This window comes from Flavobacterium solisilvae (genome assembly GCF_012911605.1).
Classification (GTDB): domain Bacteria; phylum Bacteroidota; class Bacteroidia; order Flavobacteriales; family Flavobacteriaceae; genus Flavobacterium; species Flavobacterium solisilvae.
Genome location: NZ_JAAMPT010000206.1, coordinates 66,460 through 83,622, shown reverse-complemented (window position 1 = coordinate 83,622; position 17,163 = coordinate 66,460). Strand labels below are relative to the sequence as shown.

The 17,163-nt window shown below is 29.6% G+C and carries 17 protein-coding genes; 8 read left to right on the top strand and 9 right to left on the bottom strand.

The features are described from left to right. Positions 1-2: 2 nt before the first annotated feature. From G6042_RS08080 to G6042_RS08060, 5 genes are all read right to left on the bottom strand, one after another. Positions 3-1,016, bottom strand: coding sequence for an AAA family ATPase (locus G6042_RS08080; protein ID WP_169523801.1), 1,014 nt, complete (start codon positions 1,014-1,016; stop codon positions 3-5). Next, the gene (locus tag G6042_RS08075) at positions 1,016-2,218 is read right to left on the bottom strand and encodes a DUF4350 domain-containing protein (protein ID WP_169523800.1); all 1,203 of its coding nucleotides are present in this window, start codon (positions 2,216-2,218) and stop codon (positions 1,016-1,018) included. The genes G6042_RS08080 and G6042_RS08075 overlap by 1 nt, the downstream gene beginning before the upstream one ends. Next, on the bottom strand, positions 2,215-2,976 hold the full coding sequence (locus tag G6042_RS08070) for a DUF4129 domain-containing protein (RefSeq protein ID WP_317168063.1): 762 nt from the start codon (positions 2,974-2,976) through the stop codon (positions 2,215-2,217). The genes G6042_RS08075 and G6042_RS08070 overlap by 4 nt, the downstream gene beginning before the upstream one ends. Continuing rightward, a complete protein-coding gene (locus G6042_RS08065; RefSeq protein WP_169523798.1) occupies positions 2,969-3,820 on the bottom strand; it encodes a hypothetical protein in 852 nt (283 codons plus the stop codon). Before G6042_RS08065 ends, G6042_RS08070 begins: the two co-directional genes overlap by 8 nt. Positions 3,821-3,906: 86 nt before the next feature. Next, the gene (locus tag G6042_RS08060) at positions 3,907-4,869 is read right to left on the bottom strand and encodes a stage II sporulation protein M (protein WP_169523797.1); all 963 of its coding nucleotides are present in this window, start codon (positions 4,867-4,869) and stop codon (positions 3,907-3,909) included. A gap of 20 nt (positions 4,870-4,889) precedes the next feature. On the opposite strand from G6042_RS08060, the gene G6042_RS08055 reads away from it, so the two are divergent. Then, positions 4,890-5,633: an RDD family protein gene (locus tag G6042_RS08055; protein ID WP_169523796.1), complete on the top strand. Its 744-nt coding sequence runs from the start codon at positions 4,890-4,892 to the stop codon at positions 5,631-5,633. Here G6042_RS08055 and G6042_RS08050 read toward each other — a convergent pair whose 3' ends face one another. Further along, positions 5,634-7,403, bottom strand: a complete 1,770-nt coding sequence (locus G6042_RS08050; protein ID WP_235933236.1) for a gliding motility-associated C-terminal domain-containing protein — start codon at positions 7,401-7,403, stop codon at positions 5,634-5,636. A gap of 135 nt (positions 7,404-7,538) precedes the next feature. Here G6042_RS08050 and G6042_RS08045 point away from each other — a divergent pair, with 135 nt between their 5' ends. Genes G6042_RS08045 through G6042_RS08030 form a run of 4 tightly spaced genes read left to right on the top strand, consistent with a single transcriptional unit; the run spans position 7,539 to position 11,639 of the window. Next, entirely contained in the window at positions 7,539-8,516 is a 978-nt protein-coding gene (locus tag G6042_RS08045) for a GNAT family N-acetyltransferase (protein WP_169523795.1), read from the top strand. Between the two features lie 42 nt (positions 8,517-8,558). Next, on the top strand, positions 8,559-9,098 hold the full coding sequence (locus G6042_RS08040) for an acyltransferase (protein WP_211161660.1): 540 nt from the start codon (positions 8,559-8,561) through the stop codon (positions 9,096-9,098). A gap of 22 nt (positions 9,099-9,120) precedes the next feature. Next, positions 9,121-10,134, top strand: a complete 1,014-nt coding sequence (locus G6042_RS08035; RefSeq protein WP_169523793.1) for a hypothetical protein — start codon at positions 9,121-9,123, stop codon at positions 10,132-10,134. Between the two features lie 14 nt (positions 10,135-10,148). Beyond that, the gene (locus G6042_RS08030; protein WP_262887309.1) at positions 10,149-11,639 is read left to right on the top strand and encodes an oligosaccharide flippase family protein; all 1,491 of its coding nucleotides are present in this window, start codon (positions 10,149-10,151) and stop codon (positions 11,637-11,639) included. 28 nt (positions 11,640-11,667) lie between these two features. Here G6042_RS08030 and G6042_RS08025 read toward each other — a convergent pair whose 3' ends face one another. Continuing rightward, positions 11,668-12,807, bottom strand: a complete 1,140-nt coding sequence (locus G6042_RS08025; RefSeq protein ID WP_169523791.1) for a glycosyltransferase family protein — start codon at positions 12,805-12,807, stop codon at positions 11,668-11,670. 37 nt (positions 12,808-12,844) lie between these two features. On the opposite strand from G6042_RS08025, the gene G6042_RS08020 reads away from it, so the two are divergent. Together G6042_RS08020 and G6042_RS08015 are read left to right on the top strand one after the other, a co-directional pair. Further along, positions 12,845-13,939 carry a glycosyltransferase gene (locus G6042_RS08020; protein ID WP_169523790.1) on the top strand — a complete coding sequence of 365 codons (1,095 nt, stop codon included), beginning with the start codon at positions 12,845-12,847 and terminating at the stop codon, positions 13,937-13,939. A gap of 12 nt (positions 13,940-13,951) precedes the next feature. Next, on the top strand, positions 13,952-14,350 hold the full coding sequence (locus G6042_RS08015; protein WP_169523789.1) for a sugar 3,4-ketoisomerase: 399 nt from the start codon (positions 13,952-13,954) through the stop codon (positions 14,348-14,350). Here G6042_RS08015 and G6042_RS08010 read toward each other — a convergent pair. Further along, the gene (locus tag G6042_RS08010; RefSeq protein WP_169523788.1) at positions 14,337-15,275 is read right to left on the bottom strand and encodes a glycosyltransferase family 2 protein; all 939 of its coding nucleotides are present in this window, start codon (positions 15,273-15,275) and stop codon (positions 14,337-14,339) included. The genes G6042_RS08015 and G6042_RS08010 overlap by 14 nt on opposite strands. A gap of 73 nt (positions 15,276-15,348) precedes the next feature. Here G6042_RS08010 and G6042_RS08005 point away from each other — a divergent pair, with 73 nt between their 5' ends. Further along, positions 15,349-16,461: a glycosyltransferase gene (locus G6042_RS08005; RefSeq protein ID WP_169523787.1), complete on the top strand. Its 1,113-nt coding sequence runs from the start codon at positions 15,349-15,351 to the stop codon at positions 16,459-16,461. On the opposite strand, the gene G6042_RS08000 is transcribed toward G6042_RS08005, so the two are convergent. Next, positions 16,458-17,141, bottom strand: coding sequence for a cell division ATP-binding protein FtsE (locus G6042_RS08000; protein WP_169523786.1), 684 nt, complete (start codon positions 17,139-17,141; stop codon positions 16,458-16,460). The two genes, G6042_RS08005 and G6042_RS08000, sit on opposite strands and share 4 nt — an antisense overlap. Positions 17,142-17,163 lie beyond the last annotated feature (22 nt).

The window sequence follows — 17,163 nt, the reverse complement described above, 5'->3', positions numbered from 1 at the left end:
TTTTACCTCGGAATTTCAATACTCTCTATAATTTGTTTTATGATTTCAACGCTGGTTAAACCTTCCATTTCGCGTTCTGGAGTTACGATAACTCTATGTTGCAAAACTGGAATTGCCGCTTCTTTTATGTCTTCTGGCGTAACAAAGTCACGACCACGAATGGCAGCAAAACCTTTGGCAGCATTCAAAATAGCAATCGAAGCTCTAGGCGATGCACCAAGGTATAAAAACGCATTTTCACGAGTGTTTACAACCAATTTGGCGATGTATTCCAGCAAGTTTGGTTCTACAATAATTTGTTTTACCAATGATTGATAATTCATAATATCTGAAGCAGAAAGCACGGCTTTGATGTGTTCTAATTTTCCAGTATTTTGAAGCGTATGTTCACGTTGAATGATGCTGATTTCTTCGTCTAACTTTGGATAATCAATGTTGATTTTGAAAATAAAACGATCTAATTGTGCTTCTGGTAAACGATATGTTCCTTCTTGTTCGATTGGATTTTGAGTAGCCAAAACGATAAATGGTTTGTCCAATTGAAATGAATGTCCGTCGATAGTAATTTGACGTTCTTCCATTACCTCAAACAATGCTGCTTGTGTTTTTGCTGGCGCACGATTGATTTCGTCAATTAGAATTAAATTGGAAAAAATTGGACCTTTTTTGAATTCAAATTCTGATTTTTTTAAGTCGAAAACCGAAGTTCCCAAAATATCCGACGGCATCAAATCGGGCGTAAACTGAATTCGGCTGAAACCAACCGAAAGTGTTTTGGCAATAATCTTTGAAGTCATGGTTTTTGCAACGCCAGGAACGCCTTCAATTAAAACGTGTCCATTGGCTAAAATTGCCACTAACAATTGGTCAATCATTTTGTGTTGACCAACGATTACGGTCTCCATTTCGGCTTTTATTTTATCAATACTTTCACGAAGCGGTTCCAAATTTATTCTCGATTGAAAATTTAGATTTTCGTTGCTTTCGATATTTTCGAAGTTTTCACTATTTTCCATTAGTTGATAATTTTTTCTATTGCGTTATTGATTTCGATTAGATCACTTTCGATACTTTGATGGTAGCTTCGTCGCTGATAATTTATCAAATATACCAAGTGTTCAATATCTTTTAGGTCTTTACCGGTTTTTAATTGTAATTTTTTAATGAAATTTTCATCGAGATTTGACGTATCCATTAAATATTCGTTTCGAACTCTTTCGAGGAAATAAATTATTTTTTTGTCAATTATATTTTGATGATTTCCTTCTTGATAATATAAATTTCCGATGGTTTTTGTAAAATCTACGGTTGTATTGGGCAATGGTTTTATAATTGGAATAACGCGTTGTCTTCTTTTGGCGTTGAAAATCATGAAAATTACAATTCCAATTAAGAAAATATACCAAGCCCATTTTAATGCTGGTTGGCTTAAAATATAACGCATTGGCGAATAGGATTGTACCAAACTTGATTGGTCTTTGACTAACCAGTAAACATCATCTTTAGGCAAGTAAGACAACACTTTTTCGGCATATTCAGCATTGTTATCTTTTAGTAAATGATAATTGGTGAACGCAACCGGTTGCAAATGAATGAAGAAAAATCCGTTGCCATAAGGTATTTTGATAAAGTTGATTTTTTTCTCTTTTTCAGTTCCTTGATAACCTAAAACGGTAGTTTTAAGTGTGTCGATTTTTGAGAATGCCAAAGGATTATCACCTTTATTTAAAGTGTATTTTTTGCTACCCAAAGTTGAATTTGATAACCAAACTTGTGTTTCTTTTGAGAAATTAGGGTTTGCACCCAATTCTAATTTTAAGGTATCAATCAATGTTTTTGGCAAACGTTCAACACTTAAAAACGCATTGTTTCCTTCGGCGACATAGTACAAAATCTCTTGAGTTGATTGGTCATCGATTACATATTCGTCGCAAATATTAAGAATTGTTCCTCTTTTGGTGTAAACATTTAAGGTATCGTCATCATAATAATTAGGTTCAAAAGCTTCATAAAACGTTTGGCTAACTTTTTCGACGTTTTGATTTTTCAACAACGCTTTGTGTTCTTCGTTAAAAACATACAATCCAAACGGAATTTTATCTTTCAACAAATAACTTGGTGACCAATCGACTGGTTTTGGTCGAACAGCATCAATATAGATTACGCCAACAATCAGTATCAGCAAAAAGAAAACATATATTTTTAATGTTCTACTCATTTTTTTAGCGATTGAAGGGTTTTTTCAAATGCATTTTTAGCTTGTAAAAAGCTTTCTTCGGTCATTTCAAATTCGCCATACCAAATGTAGTTGTACAAATAAGAAAGGTATTGAAAATCAGTTTTTAAATCGGCTGATTTTATTTCGTATAAATAATCGGTATTGGTTTTTTCGGCATTCCAATCGATGATTTCTTTTTCGGAAAGACGTTTTAAAACAAACAAATAATAGTAACGAATTGCCAAACGATGATTTCCGTCTTGTAAAGTTTGCTTGATTAATTTTTCAAAATCAATACGCGTTAGATTTTTTTCGATTTCCTCATCGGTGTAAATCTTTTTGGTGGTTGATTTCCCAAAAATCCATTGACCTTCTTTGTTTAAAATTAGTTTGGTTATCATATAAATAACATAGCAAACAATTAAAACTGCCAATGTTTTCAGCGTATATTCAACATATTTTTGAGAAACATTCATGTTCGAAAGTCCAAAAAACTTTTTGAACCAATAGGCTAACCATTCTTTGAATTTATCCCAAAGTGATTTTTCGGTGATTTTTGCTTCGTATTGAAATTCAGAAGATTTATATTTTTCTTTGAAATTGGTTTCAAATTTGGGTTGTGAAACTTCAGAATTGGTATCAACAAGAATGTCTTTTTCGGTAAAAACCACAGAATCTTTTTTGGCAACAGCCAAAGAATCCTGCGACCAAACGGAAACAGAAAATAACAACCAAAAAAGAAGCAAGAATTTATTCACGTCCAATTAAATCTATTGAGTCTTGAGCCATAATATTTTCGTCGTTTTCTCTTCGGCTATAATGCGCTAAACCTTGATTAATAAGCATCAAATTATTCAAAATGTAACTCATTAAAATCGTGATCACCATTACAATCGACATCATAATTCCAAATGTTGCCAATCCATCTGTACTTCCAGGATTTTGTTCCAAAGAAGTAAACATAGAAATCATGCCAATTGCATAAGGAATCATTGTAAAAACAGTCATTGTAACTTGAATGATGATGTAAATTAGCATCAACGAACCAACAATTGGGAAATATTGCGATTTCATTTTGGAAAATCCATCCGAAAGTGCTTCGAAATAACCTTTGTCAAAGTTGATGTATTCGTAGTAACTTAAAGCTATCCAGCTAAATGCTGTTGGTATTGCAAATAAAAGTAGTGGAATTCCAATAATAATGAAGACTAATAAAAATAATAATACAAAAACGATGATTAGAATAGGAGTAATGACAAAAAGTGATGCGATGAAGAAAATTAGCATTTTGCCAAAGTTGGATTTTAAGACAGAAACTACTTCGCCAACACTGAAATTATTTCCTTTTTTTTTGTCGTATAAATCGAGGTAAATTACAGGAACAGTGTAGTTTAACATTGACATAAAAATCAAAAACAGAAAAAAGAAAATGGCAAGAACTACAATGAACGGAAAACTGTCAGACATTGAGTTTTCAAAACCGCTACTATCTTGTCCGCTCATGCCAGTTTTAAGAATGTCAAAATAGACTTTAAACAGAAAATACGACAATACCATCATAATCATCAATGGAATACCATTAATGGTGAAATAGATTTTCATAAAATGTTTTCCAGTTTGCCTGAAAAAGCCAAAAGTGTCACTAATGTAATCGCCGAAATCTCTATTTTTAAATAATTGAAACATAGTTATTTATTGAGTTTTTTATGAACAATAGTTGGGTAAATTAAAAAGTAAAACGATATTAAAGATAATGTGCTTAAAATGATGAAAACATTTAACCAGTTAGGCATTTCAAGTGAATAACGAGTTACAAAACCTTCCAGAATTCCGGCTGCAATGGTAAACGGAACTGTTCCGAGAAATATTTTTAAACTGTCTTTAAAACCAATTTTAAATGAATTTAATCGTGAGAAAGTTCTAGGAAATAGGATAGAAGCACCGAGAATAAATCCGCAAGCCGACTCGATAACGATGGCAAAAATTTCCATTGAGCCGTGAATCCAAATACCTTGAACACTTTCCCAAAAAACGCCTTGTTGGTAGAAGAAATATTGGAACGAACCTAGCATAATGCAGTTTTGAATTAATACGACAAATGTTCCAATTCCGCCAAAAATTCCATAGATATAGCATTTTAAACCAACGAAAAGATTGTTTAGTGTTATTCCGATAAAGCTTCCCCAATTACTTCCTGATTTATATACAGCAACAGGATTTCCATCTTTAATATTGTCCAAAGTCATGTTGACATAATAATCGCCTAGAATTAATCGAACGAAATTATCATCATATTTTGCAGAAATAACACCAATTCCAACACAAGTAAAAAACAAAACAAAAGCATACAATAAATATCTTTTGTATTGATAAACCAGCAATGGAACTTCTGTTTTATAGAAATAAACGAAGCGATTTTTTTCTTCTCGTTTGGTTTTATAAATTTTTTGATAAATCTGTGAAGCTAAATAGTTTAGGTAAACTACAGTTTTGCTTTTTGGATAATAGGTTTGCGCATAAGACAAATCATTTACCAAATGAATGTACAAACTTGCCATTTCATCAGGATTTTTTATAGATTTACCAAAAATTGCTTGCTCAAAGTCAAGCCATTTTTCTTTATTTTGTTTTATGAATGCAACTTCTCTCATGGATTGCTAATATAAAAATTATGTCACAACTAGCAATAAATACAACACAAAATGTTACGATAAGTTTTACAGCTGCATCGGTTGGTGAACGAATTGGCGCGTATCTTATTGATATGCTGATTAAAATCGCTTATTTCATCTTTGTTTTTTATATTTTTTTCTATCTGTTGAATTTGAATAAATTAATATATCAGATGGATAACTGGTCACAAATGGCGATTTATATGTTGTTTTATCTTCCAGTTGCTTTGTATTCTTTGGTTTTGGAATTACTATTTGAAGGACAAACTTTTGGAAAAAAGTTAGTTAAAATTCGAGTGGTAAAATTAGATGGTTATCAAGCTTCGTTTGGTGATTATTTAATTCGATGGTTGTTTCGAGTGATTGATATTTCTATCAGTAGCGGAATTGTTGGATTGATTGCTATGGTTGTCAATAAAAATACGCAACGTTTAGGCGATATTTCGGCTGGAACAGCTGTGATTACTTTGAAGAGTAAAATTTCCATAAACAGTACTATTTTAGAAGAAATTGAAGACGTTTATCAACCAAGATTTCCATTGGTTATAAAACTTTCGGACAACGATGTTCGAATTATAAAAGAAACCTACAATGCTGCAGCAAAAACTGCTGATTTTGTGGTTTTAAATAAATTAACGGCTAAAATTGAGGAAGTTACCGGTATTAAAAACGAAATGGGAAATACTAGGGAATTTATTCAAACGATTTTGAAAGATTATAATTATTATACGCAGAATATGTAGTTATTGATTAATATACAAAAATCCTTTAAGCGGTTCAGGATAATCAATATCGTTTAGAAAAATTAAGTAAAAATAAGTTCCATCTGGAGCTTTTTTTATGCTAAAACCATCTTTAATGTAACCATCCCAATTTTCAGTGTTTTGATTTCCTGTCCAAACTAATTTTCCCCAACGGTTGTAAATTTCGATTTTAAAATCCAAGAAAATATCTCGCAAACCATCAATAAAAAAGAAATCGTTTCGAGTGTCGTTATTTGCCGAAATATAATTGTAAACGGTTGGAGGACAATTTTTTGTCTTCAAAAAAAAGGAAGTTGTAGTGAAGCAAAAATCGTCATTTATTCTAACAAAAATTTCTTTTGGAGTTATAGTTGCGATATAATTATTGGTGTTCCAAACTTCGTTAGTTTGAAGCATTGCGTCTTCTTGAGTTTCATAGAATTGAACAGTAAAATCAGGATTGGTTTTTACAATTTCTTCATAACTTGAAAAATCAAAAGTGCCACGAGCTAAACCTTCGTTGCAAACTACTAAATCGTCTAACGGGTTGAATGCTATTGGTAAAAAAAAATCGAAAGTTGTGGTAAAACTATTGTTGGTTTCTATCAATTCGGTTACAATTCCAACGCCAGTTCCAAGATCATCAACTACAAATTTTAGTTCAAAAGTATCTGGAAAATCATCAGGAATAACTAATGTAATTTGTTCAGAAAACTGCTCGTCAATTGCAATTGGAAGTGTAGTTTCGGTATATTCAAAAAATTCGTTATTAATGTAAATGGCGATTGGCGTTCCTGATGGTAAAAAATTGGTAGAATTCAAATTATAAACAGTGTAATCAACAACGATAACTCTTGAATTGCATTCTTTTTGAATATTATCAATGCTAACAGTTGCATCGGGTAATTGATTGTTAAGTTTGGTAACAACAGTATTAATCATTACAAAATCTTGAGTTGAACTGAGCGAGATTTCAGCTGTAGTGTCGCCAATTTGAATATTATTTTGAATATCATAAATATCCAAATCCATATTGTAAAAAGTGGTACTTCCAGTTATAGAATTGCTTCCGTTGAAGACATTGTTTATTGGATTTTGAGCATTGGTCAATGTATTACTATTAAAAGTAAAGGTTTCGGTTGGAAGTAAAGCATCGCCTTCCCAAGCCAGAAAACCAATTTTAGAATTAAGGTTGTCTAGTACATTTAAACTACTTAATGTAATGGATAAATCGTCTGGAACGCCTTGTAAACCATCATAAACGTTGATTTGATTTAGTGGTAAATTGTCATTTTTTAGAATAATTAAAATTGCCCATCCTGCAAAATTTGTTCTTCTGCTCAAATGCCATTCTTCAAAAGCGGAAATATCTAAATTTGAAAGTGTATAATTTCCGTTTCCGGTGTTTTGAATTTGAGTTGTAACGTCTTTAAAAGCACTAAAATAGGTGAAAATATTGCCATCAAAATTTCGGGAAAGACTAAACGTTCTATCAGGTGTAATGTTTTCATCGTTTAGATTTACTTCAAAATCGCCATCGCCACATCCAGCCCAATATAGATAGGCTTTTTCTATAATTACATCAGCAGGTAAATTCAAATTTGCAGAAGAAGAAGTAACGGTAACTGGAGCATAAATCGAATTGTTTTCGGCTAGGTTCATGGTGTTGCCAATAAACGTAAAATCAAACCGACCATTAAATTGTTGAAAAAGCGTAATGTCTTGACCATAAGTTTTACAAAAGAAACTTATGAAAGCAATGAAAATCAAAAAAATACGTTTTATTTTCACATTTAAAATTAATTCTGTTTAAAATTAATCATTTATTTTAGAATTGCGAATTTTTAACAACTTATGATGATTTATAAAATAAATGAGTATTTTTCGGGAGTTTATTAGAATAGCGTGAAAAACTATACGGTTAAATTATACGAGAAAAACGATTTTCAAGTTTGGAATGCCTTTATTGGTAGTGCCAAAAACGCTACTTTTTTATTCCACCGTGATTTTATGGAATATCATTCTGATCGATTTCAAGATTATTCGATGATGGTTTTTGAAGAAGGAAAATTGGTTTCAGTTATTCCAGCTAATAAAGTTGAGAATACCGTTTTTTCGCACCAAGGATTGACGTATGGCGGATTTGTTTTTGGTGAAAAAATAAAATTGGGCGAAGTAATTACAATAACAAAATCGGTTCTGGCATTTTTACATCAAAACGAGATTTCTACATTGCAATTGAAACTAATTCCGTCAATTTACAACCATTTTTTTTCAGAAGAAATTGAATATTGTTTGTTTTTAACCGAAGCAAGACTAATTAGACGAGATTGTCTTTCGGTGATTGATTTGGAAAAACCTTTTTTAATTACAAAAACTAGAAAGGAAAGTATTCGACGTGGCGAAAAAAACAATTTAGTAATAAAAGAAGAACTGAATTTTGAATTGTTTTGGAATGAAATTTTAATTCCAAATTTGAGTAAAAAACATAATGCAAAACCAGTTCATTCGCTAGAAGAAATTATCAATTTGCAAAAGAAATTCCCAGAAAACATTCGTCATTTTAATGTATATTTCAATGGTGAAATCATGGCTGGAACAACTGTTTTTGTAACTGATAATGTAGCACATCCACAATATATTTCGGGAAATGAAAAGAAAAACGAATTAGGAAGCATTGATTATCTTTATAACCATTTAATCAAAGAAGTTTTTCCAGAGAAGTGTTTTTTTGATTTTGGTCCTTCGCATGAAGAAAACGGAAAAAAAATAAATCAGGGAATATTGTTTTGGAAAGAAAGTTTTGGTGCAAAAACAACGGTTCAAGATTATTATGTTTTAGAGACTAAAAATTTTGTATTATTGAATGATATTTTAATTTAAAAATAGTAAAAATTGAATTTAAAATCCAGAATAAACTTTTTTTTGTTTGTTAAATTAAGAATTTGGAAGTATCAATTTCTTTCAAGTTGTAATAGAGTTGTAGGAAAACCAATCTTATATCAACCATTACAATTAAAAGGTAACGGAAGAATTAGTTTTGGAAAAAATATTCAAATAGGAGTGATAAATTCTCCGGGATATTATTCAAATTATTGTTACATCGAAGCAAGAACAGAAGATAGTGAAATTATTATTGAAGATAATGTAGCTTTAAACAATGGTTTTTCGGCTGTAGCTTTGACAAAAATTACAATTAAAAAAAATGTATTGATAGGTGTAAATTGTTCTATTATTGATAATGATGGACATAATTTACATGCAAATCATAGGATTGTTGGAAAACCAAAATCAGTAGAAGTTTTCATAGACGAAAATGTGTTTTTAGGAAATAATGTTACTGTTTTAAAAGGAGTAATGATTGGCAAAAACTCAGTAATTGGTAATGGAAGTGTTGTTACAAAAAATATTCCTGAAAATGTTATAGCAGCAGGAAATCCAGCCAAAATAATTAGAAATCTTTGATTTACTTTTTTTAAATTAGAATATGGACATACTAATAAAATCATTTAATAGACCTTATTATCTTGACAGATGTTTATACTCAATAGAAAAGTTTGTAAAAGGAGCTGATAAAATTGTGATATTAGATGATGGAACTCCACAAATTTATTTAGATAAAATAGTATCTAAGTACCAAAATGTAGTTATAAAAAAATCCCAGTTTTATGAAAGTAAGCAGCAATTTACTATAAATGGAGTAAGTCCAAAAGAATATTCAATTCCAATAAATTTTTGGCTTGAAGCAGCTAAGAATGCTTCGGAGAATTTTATCATTATTGAAGATGATTTTTGGTTTATCGATTTTATTGATTTAAAACAAGTTAATAATGAAATTATAAAAGAAAATGTTATTTTTTTAAAATTAATTTGGATTGGAAGTCCAATGGTAATTCAAAGTAAAGAAACTATTCAGAAGAATAATTTTATTGTTTTAAAACCAAAATTATTTACAACAATTCCTTTTCTGTACTACTTCATATTTTACAAATTTGATAGATTTAAAATTAGAAAAACACTCCGTTTTTTAAAAATCAATACACAAAAAAAGCATTTGGCATATTATACAATTTACTCGGTTGCAGGTATGGTTTTTAATCGAGATTATTTTGTTAGTTTATGGAATAATCACAAAAACAATATCGATGAAGGACTTCAAATTTATAATGCGTTGAAATTTTTACGTAAGAATAAAAATAAGTTTGCTCGATTTAATAATCAAGTTTTGCGAACTGGATTTATGTCTTCGGCAACAAGTCAGTACAAAGAACGGTTTGGTGAAAATGTAGATATGTTTGTTTTTAATAAAATAATGAACGAAGCTTGGCTAATGGATAAAATGGATGTCACAAGTTCATTGCCTAAAGATATTGATCAAGAAGTTATAGTTTCTATTCTAGATAATGATTTAGAAAAAAGAATTCTATCAAAAAACTGGATTATTTGGATGAATAATTTTAAAAAACAATACGAATCAATAGGTTGTAAAATTGATTGGTAAAAGTAACAAAAAAAATGAGCCAGCAAAACAATACATCATATCGTTCTATTCTAAAAGCAACTGGAGTTTTTGGAATGATGCAAGTTTTCAGGATATTGATAAGCGTTGTCAGCTCTAAATTTGTTGCGCTATATTTAGGACCAATTGGTTTAGGATTAGTATCACTTTTAAACAATGCAACCAGTATCATAACTGCAATAACTAATTTTGAATTTCTTACTGTTGCCACACGTGAAGTTGCTTTGATTAAAGGTTCTGAAGACAATTCTGCATTATCAAAAACAATAGCAACCTTACAAAAAATGGCAGTTTTCATTGGTTTGTTTGGAGCAATAGTATCATTGTTTTTTAGCAAAACATTAAGCTATTTTACATTTGGTACACAAGAAAAACAGCACTGGTTTATTTTGTTATCCGTCTATTTTATTATTACTAGTTTTTCCAATGCAAGAATGGCAATTCTACAAGGGATGAATAATATTAAAAGATTAGCAATATGTAATATAATTGCAGCATTTTTAACTGCATCAGGAACAATTATAATTTATTATTTTTATAGAATAGAAGGCATAATTTGGGTAATCTTGTACTCAAGTGTTGTTTTGTTTTTGATTACAATGTACTTTACTAGAAATTATTCATTAAAATTTACACCTTTTAATCTAACTGAATTTTACAAACAATCGTCACCAATATTTAAGTTGGGATTTTTTATGTCAATCAATTTAATTCTTGGTCAAATCAGTAAATTTATTATAAAATTATATATCAATGATGGAGGCGATTCATTACAAATTATAGGATATTATGAAGTAAGTATAGTTATTCTAGTTAACTATTTAGGGTTAATTTTTAATGCAATGGCTTTAGATTTTTATCCAAAGTTATCTACGATAAGTACTGACAATGAAAAAGTAAAACAGTTAGTTAATAATCAAATTGAGATAGCCTTAATTTTGGTTACACCAGCAATTGTTCTCATGTATATTATTGCTCCATTTTTAATCAAATTATTTTATACAGCAGAATTTTCATCATCATTTTTGATATTAAAAATGGCATTGTTTTCAGTAATATTAAAAGCTGTCGTATTTCCTATAGGTTATATTGTTTTAGTAAAAGGAAATAAAAAGTTGTTCTTCAAGCAAGCGTTATTCGGTGATATAGTAAATTTAATTTTATCAATCGTTTTGTATCACTTTTTTGGATTATTTGGGTTAGGTTTAGCGGCAGTTTTAAATGGCGTTTTCTTTGGGATTTATATTTATCTTATGGTAAATAAACACTATAATTTTAATTTCTTCTCCGAAGGAAAAAGATTGGTTCTAATTAACTTGTTTATAGGATTAGTAGCTATTGCTATTGTCTATAGTTTCGAGCAATTTTATATGTACATATTTATTTCAATACTTTTTATAATTTCCGCACTTTATTCTTTGAAAGAGTTAAACAAAAGAATAAATTTAAAGCACTTTATAAGCGAAAAAATTAATAGAAGAAAGTAGCTTTTAGGTTTTAAAAATTATAAGTGTTTTATTTTTCCCAAATTGACAAATACCTTTTAGCTATTTTTACATAATCATGCTCTTTTTCAATAAAAGCTCTTGCATTTTTACTTATTTGAATGATTTTTTCGGGATTTTCAATTAGCATAGAAAGTTTTTCTACTAAATAATCAACATTAGGTTTTGCATTAATGGCAACTTCATCTTCTTGCAAATTGTAGTTTAGCAAAAATTCTTTTTCTGCACCAGTAAAAACTACTTTTCCTTTTGCCATAGCTTCCAAAGCGTTGTAACCTTGATCATAAGCAAAACATTGGTCGAGTAAAATATGAGCTTTGTTGTAAATATTAATATATTCGTTATACGGAATATTTTTAGTAATTATTATTTCGACATTGTCATGATATTTCTTTTTGATTATTTCAAGTGCTTTTTCAAAATAAAAAATCCCTTTTTGAATAGCATTCCATTGATTTATACCCAAGAAAATGATGATTTTAGAATGTATATGTACTTGCTGATGTTCTAAAACAGAACTATTTATCGGATTTGGAATTAGCCCTAAAAACTTAGTATCATCTTTCATAGGCAAATAATAATCCATATCCGAAGCTATAATTCCAACACAATTTTGGTATACGAAATTATGAATTTTGAAATGACTTTTTTTAGTATATTCAAATACATATTTATAGTCATTTTTTAAACTGTTATCTTCAAAATAAGGATTTAAAATAGACTTTTCCAATTTTCTTTCAAGCATCGATTTTACAATCAGATAATCATTACCACAGCATAGAAAGAAAACTTTTTTATTGTTTTTGAATATCTTTTTAAGAAGAAACAATTCTAAAGAAGATGTCGTTTTAATTGGTCGTTCGTTAATTAATTGAACAATATCAAATCCTTTCAGTTTACTCAGTAAAAAATAAAAACGAATGCCTTGTTCCAATTTTGCAATATCAAATCGGAAGATTTTATAGATAATTTGTCTAAAAAAATTGACCAATTTACCACTTGACCATTTTGCTCTTATGGAATAATCAGCAGGATAATTTTTAAAACCATCACCATTACTAACGATAATTACCTCATGACCAAGCGCAATCAATCCTTCCTTTAAAGAATTATGCAATCTACTGTATTCGCCAAGAAGTAAAATCTTCATAAATGGTTATATTTGTTACGAAAATAGGTAATCAATAATGATAATACAAAGTAAAGCATACAAAATTGCTATCATCGGCGATAGTTTGTCTGTTGGCGGAGCCGAAAGAGTTCATGCTCGTTTGTCCGAATATTTTGTAGCCAATAATCATCAGGTTTTCAATTGTATCTTTTTAGATTCAGTAACCTATAAAAATTCGGGTGAATTATTCAATTTGGGAAAAATTCATAAAAATTCCAATCCAATAACTAGAAAAATCAGTCGATTTATAAAACTAAAACAGTTTGTCGAAAAAAATCAATTTGATGTAATTATCGACTTCAGAATGAGAAATGTTTTTGTTCAGGAATTTTTAATCTCCAATTTGATTTATAAAAAGAAAGCCATTTTTTCAGTTAGAAGTGGAGTTTTGAATTATTATTTTCCAAAATCATCTTTTCTGTCTAAACTAATTTATAAAAACAAAAAAATTGTTGCAGTTTCTAGTGCTGTAAAAGATAAGATTATTCAAGAAAAATTTGCCCAAAATGTAACATATATCTACAATCCGATTGATTTTGAAGAGATTATAAAATTAAAAGAAGAATTCATTCCCGAAACTCAAAATTACATTCTTGCAGCTGGCAGAATGAACAATGATATCAAGCAATTTGACCAACTGATTATTGCTTATTCAAAATCAAATTTACCTCAAAAAGCAATTGATTTAGTCTTTCTTGGCGAAGGAAAAAATCAAGAAAAGTATATTCAATTAGCCAAAAATCTTGGATTGGAAAACCGAGTTAAATTTTTAGGATATCAAGAAAATCCTTTTCCGTATTATAAAAACGCAATTTTTACCGTTTTGTCGAGTAAAAATGAAGGTTTTCCAAATGTTTTGATAGAATCTCTTGCTGTTGAAACGCCAGTTGTTTCATTTGATTGTTTCAGCGGTCCAAACGAAATTATACAACATGGAGAAAATGGAATTTTAGTTGACAATCAGGATTTTGAAAAGTTATCACAAGCCATGAATACTTTTATTGAAGATACTAAACTGTATAAAAATTGTAAAAGCAATGCAAAATTAAGTATCAAGCATTTGGAAACAGAAACAATTGGACAGCTTTGGCTTGATTTGTTTAAAAAGTAGTAAGTTAGCAATATGAATATAGAAATTTTACAGATACCAAAAATTGAAGATTACAGAGGAAATATTGCTGTTATTGAAAATGATATCATTCCGTTTTTAATAAAAAGAGTTTATTATTTATTTGACGTTCCAAGCTCTGCAAGACGTGGCGGACATGCTCATAAAGAACAATTTGAATTGCTAATTCCTCTTTCGGGAAGTTTTGATGTGGTGGTAAATGATGGAAAAAATCAAAAAATAATTTCATTAAATAAACCCGATAAAGGTCTTTTGATAAAATCTAATATTTGGCGCGAACTAGAAAATTTTTCGTCGGGAGCAGTTTGTCTAGTTTTATCTTCTGGCGAATATTTGGAAGAAGATTATATCAGGAATTTTGATGATTTTTTAGCTTATGTTAATCATAAGTAGAAACCATAAATCCTTTTTTTAAGAACAAACTTTTAGTTTTAAAAATTAGATTGACAATTGAATTTGGTAAGCGTAATAATAGCTTTTGTTTGTAATTAAGGTTTTTGAAGTTTATTTCAGAAGTTACTTTTTGAAAACGCTCCAAGTCATTTTGCGCCTTAAATTTTCTAGCAAAAATGTAACGGTTAAAGTCTAAATATTTTTTTAATGAAAACTTATTTTCAGTATAAATCTCATATTGGTTTAAATCTGGGAAAACTTTATTTTTTACACTACTGTTTGTAATTTGATTTTCAGAAAACATTGTATAAGTAACTAGAGCTTTTGTGCTGTAAGCTAATTTGAATTTTAAATTGGTTCTAATATTAAAATCAATATCTTCACTGTAGGTAATTTTTTCGTCAAAGTAACCAATTTCATCAAAAACTGTTTTTTTTACACATAAACTTCCAGGAAAATAAATAGGTTTGCCTAAATTCAATTCAAAAAAATCGTCAACCAAAAAATCATTCCCAAGTTTAGAAAGTTTTTGATTATGAATAACTTTTATGCCATCAGCATACAATTCTTCATAGTTTGTAGCAAATAATTGAGCTTCGGGAAAAGTTGAAATTAAGGATTTTATTGTGGCTAAAAAATCAGGTTTCCATTCATCATCTGCATCAAGAAAAGCGATAAAATTTCCAGTTGCATTTTTTATGCCTGTATTTCTTGAAGCCGAAAGTCCTTTGTTTTCAAGATGTTCAATGGTTTTAATTTGTTCAGAAATGATTTTTGAGACTTCTTTTCTACTATTATCCGTTGAACAATCGTTTACAATTATAAGTTCAAAATCTGTAAAAGTTTGGTTCAAAACACTTTTTACAGCCGCTTGAGCATACTTTTCTTTATTGTAAACGGGTATTATTACTGAAAAAAAAGGCATAAAATAAATTTAATTTCAAATATAATTAAAACTGCGGTTTCTTCTTTTTAAAATGTTATTTTTGTCAATACCAATGCAAACAAAATCTATTCACATCATCAGTTTTGACAATCCATTTCCGCCAGATTTTGGTGGTGTAATTGATGTTTTTTACAAAATAAAAGCGTTGCATTCCATCGGGTTTAAAATCTATTTACATTGTTTTTATCAAGATAGAAGTGTGGTTTCGGATGAGTTAAAAGCTATAACTGAGCGCGTTTTTTTGTATAAAAAAAATAGAAACCCTTTTTTTCTTTTTTCTAAAATTCCGTTGCCAGTTATTTCTCGATTTCATCATGATTTAGCTAAAAATATTGCTAAAACCGATGCACCTATTTTTTTTGAAGGATTGCAAACCACAATGATACTTCAAAAAGTACATTTACCAAATCAAAAATTTTTACGACTTCATAACATTGAATCTGATTTCTATACCGGAATGAGCAAAAATGAGACTAATTATTTTTGGAAAATTATGTATCATTTTGTGGCTCAAAAATTCATGAGTTATCAAAAAATAATTTCAAATTTTAATCATGTTTTTACACTTTCGTGTTATGAAAATGAAGTTGTAAAAAGCATGACCAATCAATCGGATTATGTTCCTGTTTTTCACGGAAATCAACATCAATTTCTTTCAAAAAAAGGAAAGTTTGCCTTATATCATGGTGATTTACGTTTGGCGGATAATAAAAAAGCAGCAAAATTCCTGATAGAAGTTTTCAAAGAAATTCCCGATTATCAATTGATTATTGCTTCATCTAATGGAAAAAAAATGGTCGAAACCAAAGCAAAAAATCTTTCCAATGTAGCTTTTGTTGAATTAAACGCCAGCAATCAATTGACAGATTTATTTTCAGAAGCTCATATTAACGTAATGCTTTCTTTTCAACGTTCGGGAACTAAATTAAAAGTAGTTAATTCACTTTTCAATGGACGTTTTTGTTTGGTCAATAAAAACATGATTGATGATGTTACTGTTCTGAATTTATGTGAATTAGCAGAGACAAAGCAAGAGTTTGTTGCCAAGATAAATGAGTTAAAAAACAAAGAATATCAGGAAAATGAAAAGCGAAACCAAGTGCTTTCAACTGTTCTAAATGATATTGAAAATGCTAAAAAAATAGAAAAACTACTTTTCTCTTAAACCGATTTCTGAACGACTTCAAAAATAGTATTTTCTTCACATTTTAATGTTTTTGATGGGAATTTCATGATTAAAGCATAATCGTGAGTTGCCATGATGATGGTTCGTCCGCTTTCGTTTATTTTTTTCAAAACATTCATCACTTCAACACTCGTTTGCGGATCAAGATTTCCAGTTGGTTCATCGGCAAGAATAATTTCGGGATCGTTTAACAAAGCTCTTGCAATAGCAACACGTTGTTGTTCTCCACCCGAAAGTTGATGCGGCATTTTGTTAGAAAAACCAAGCATTCCAACGCTTTCAAGAACGCTGTCAATTTTTGTTTTCATTTCTGATGCATCTTTCCAACCCGTTGCTTTTAAAACAAAATGCATGTTTTCAAAAACACTTCGGTCTGGAAGCAATTGAAAATCCTGAAAAACAATACCAATTTTTCGTCTTAAAAACGGAATTTCATTATCAGTTAATTTTTTTAAATCAAAGCCAACAATGCTTCCTTCGCCTTGCGTTAGAGGTAAATCGCCATAAAGCGTTTTCATAAAACTACTTTTTCCAGTACCAGTTTTACCAATAATATATAGAAATTCTCCAGGAGTAACATCTAGATTTATTTGCGACAAAACAACTTTGTTGCTTTGATAAATAGTAACATTTTTTAAGGATAAAACAGTTTCTGACATCGCGTTTAGTTTATTGGGTAAA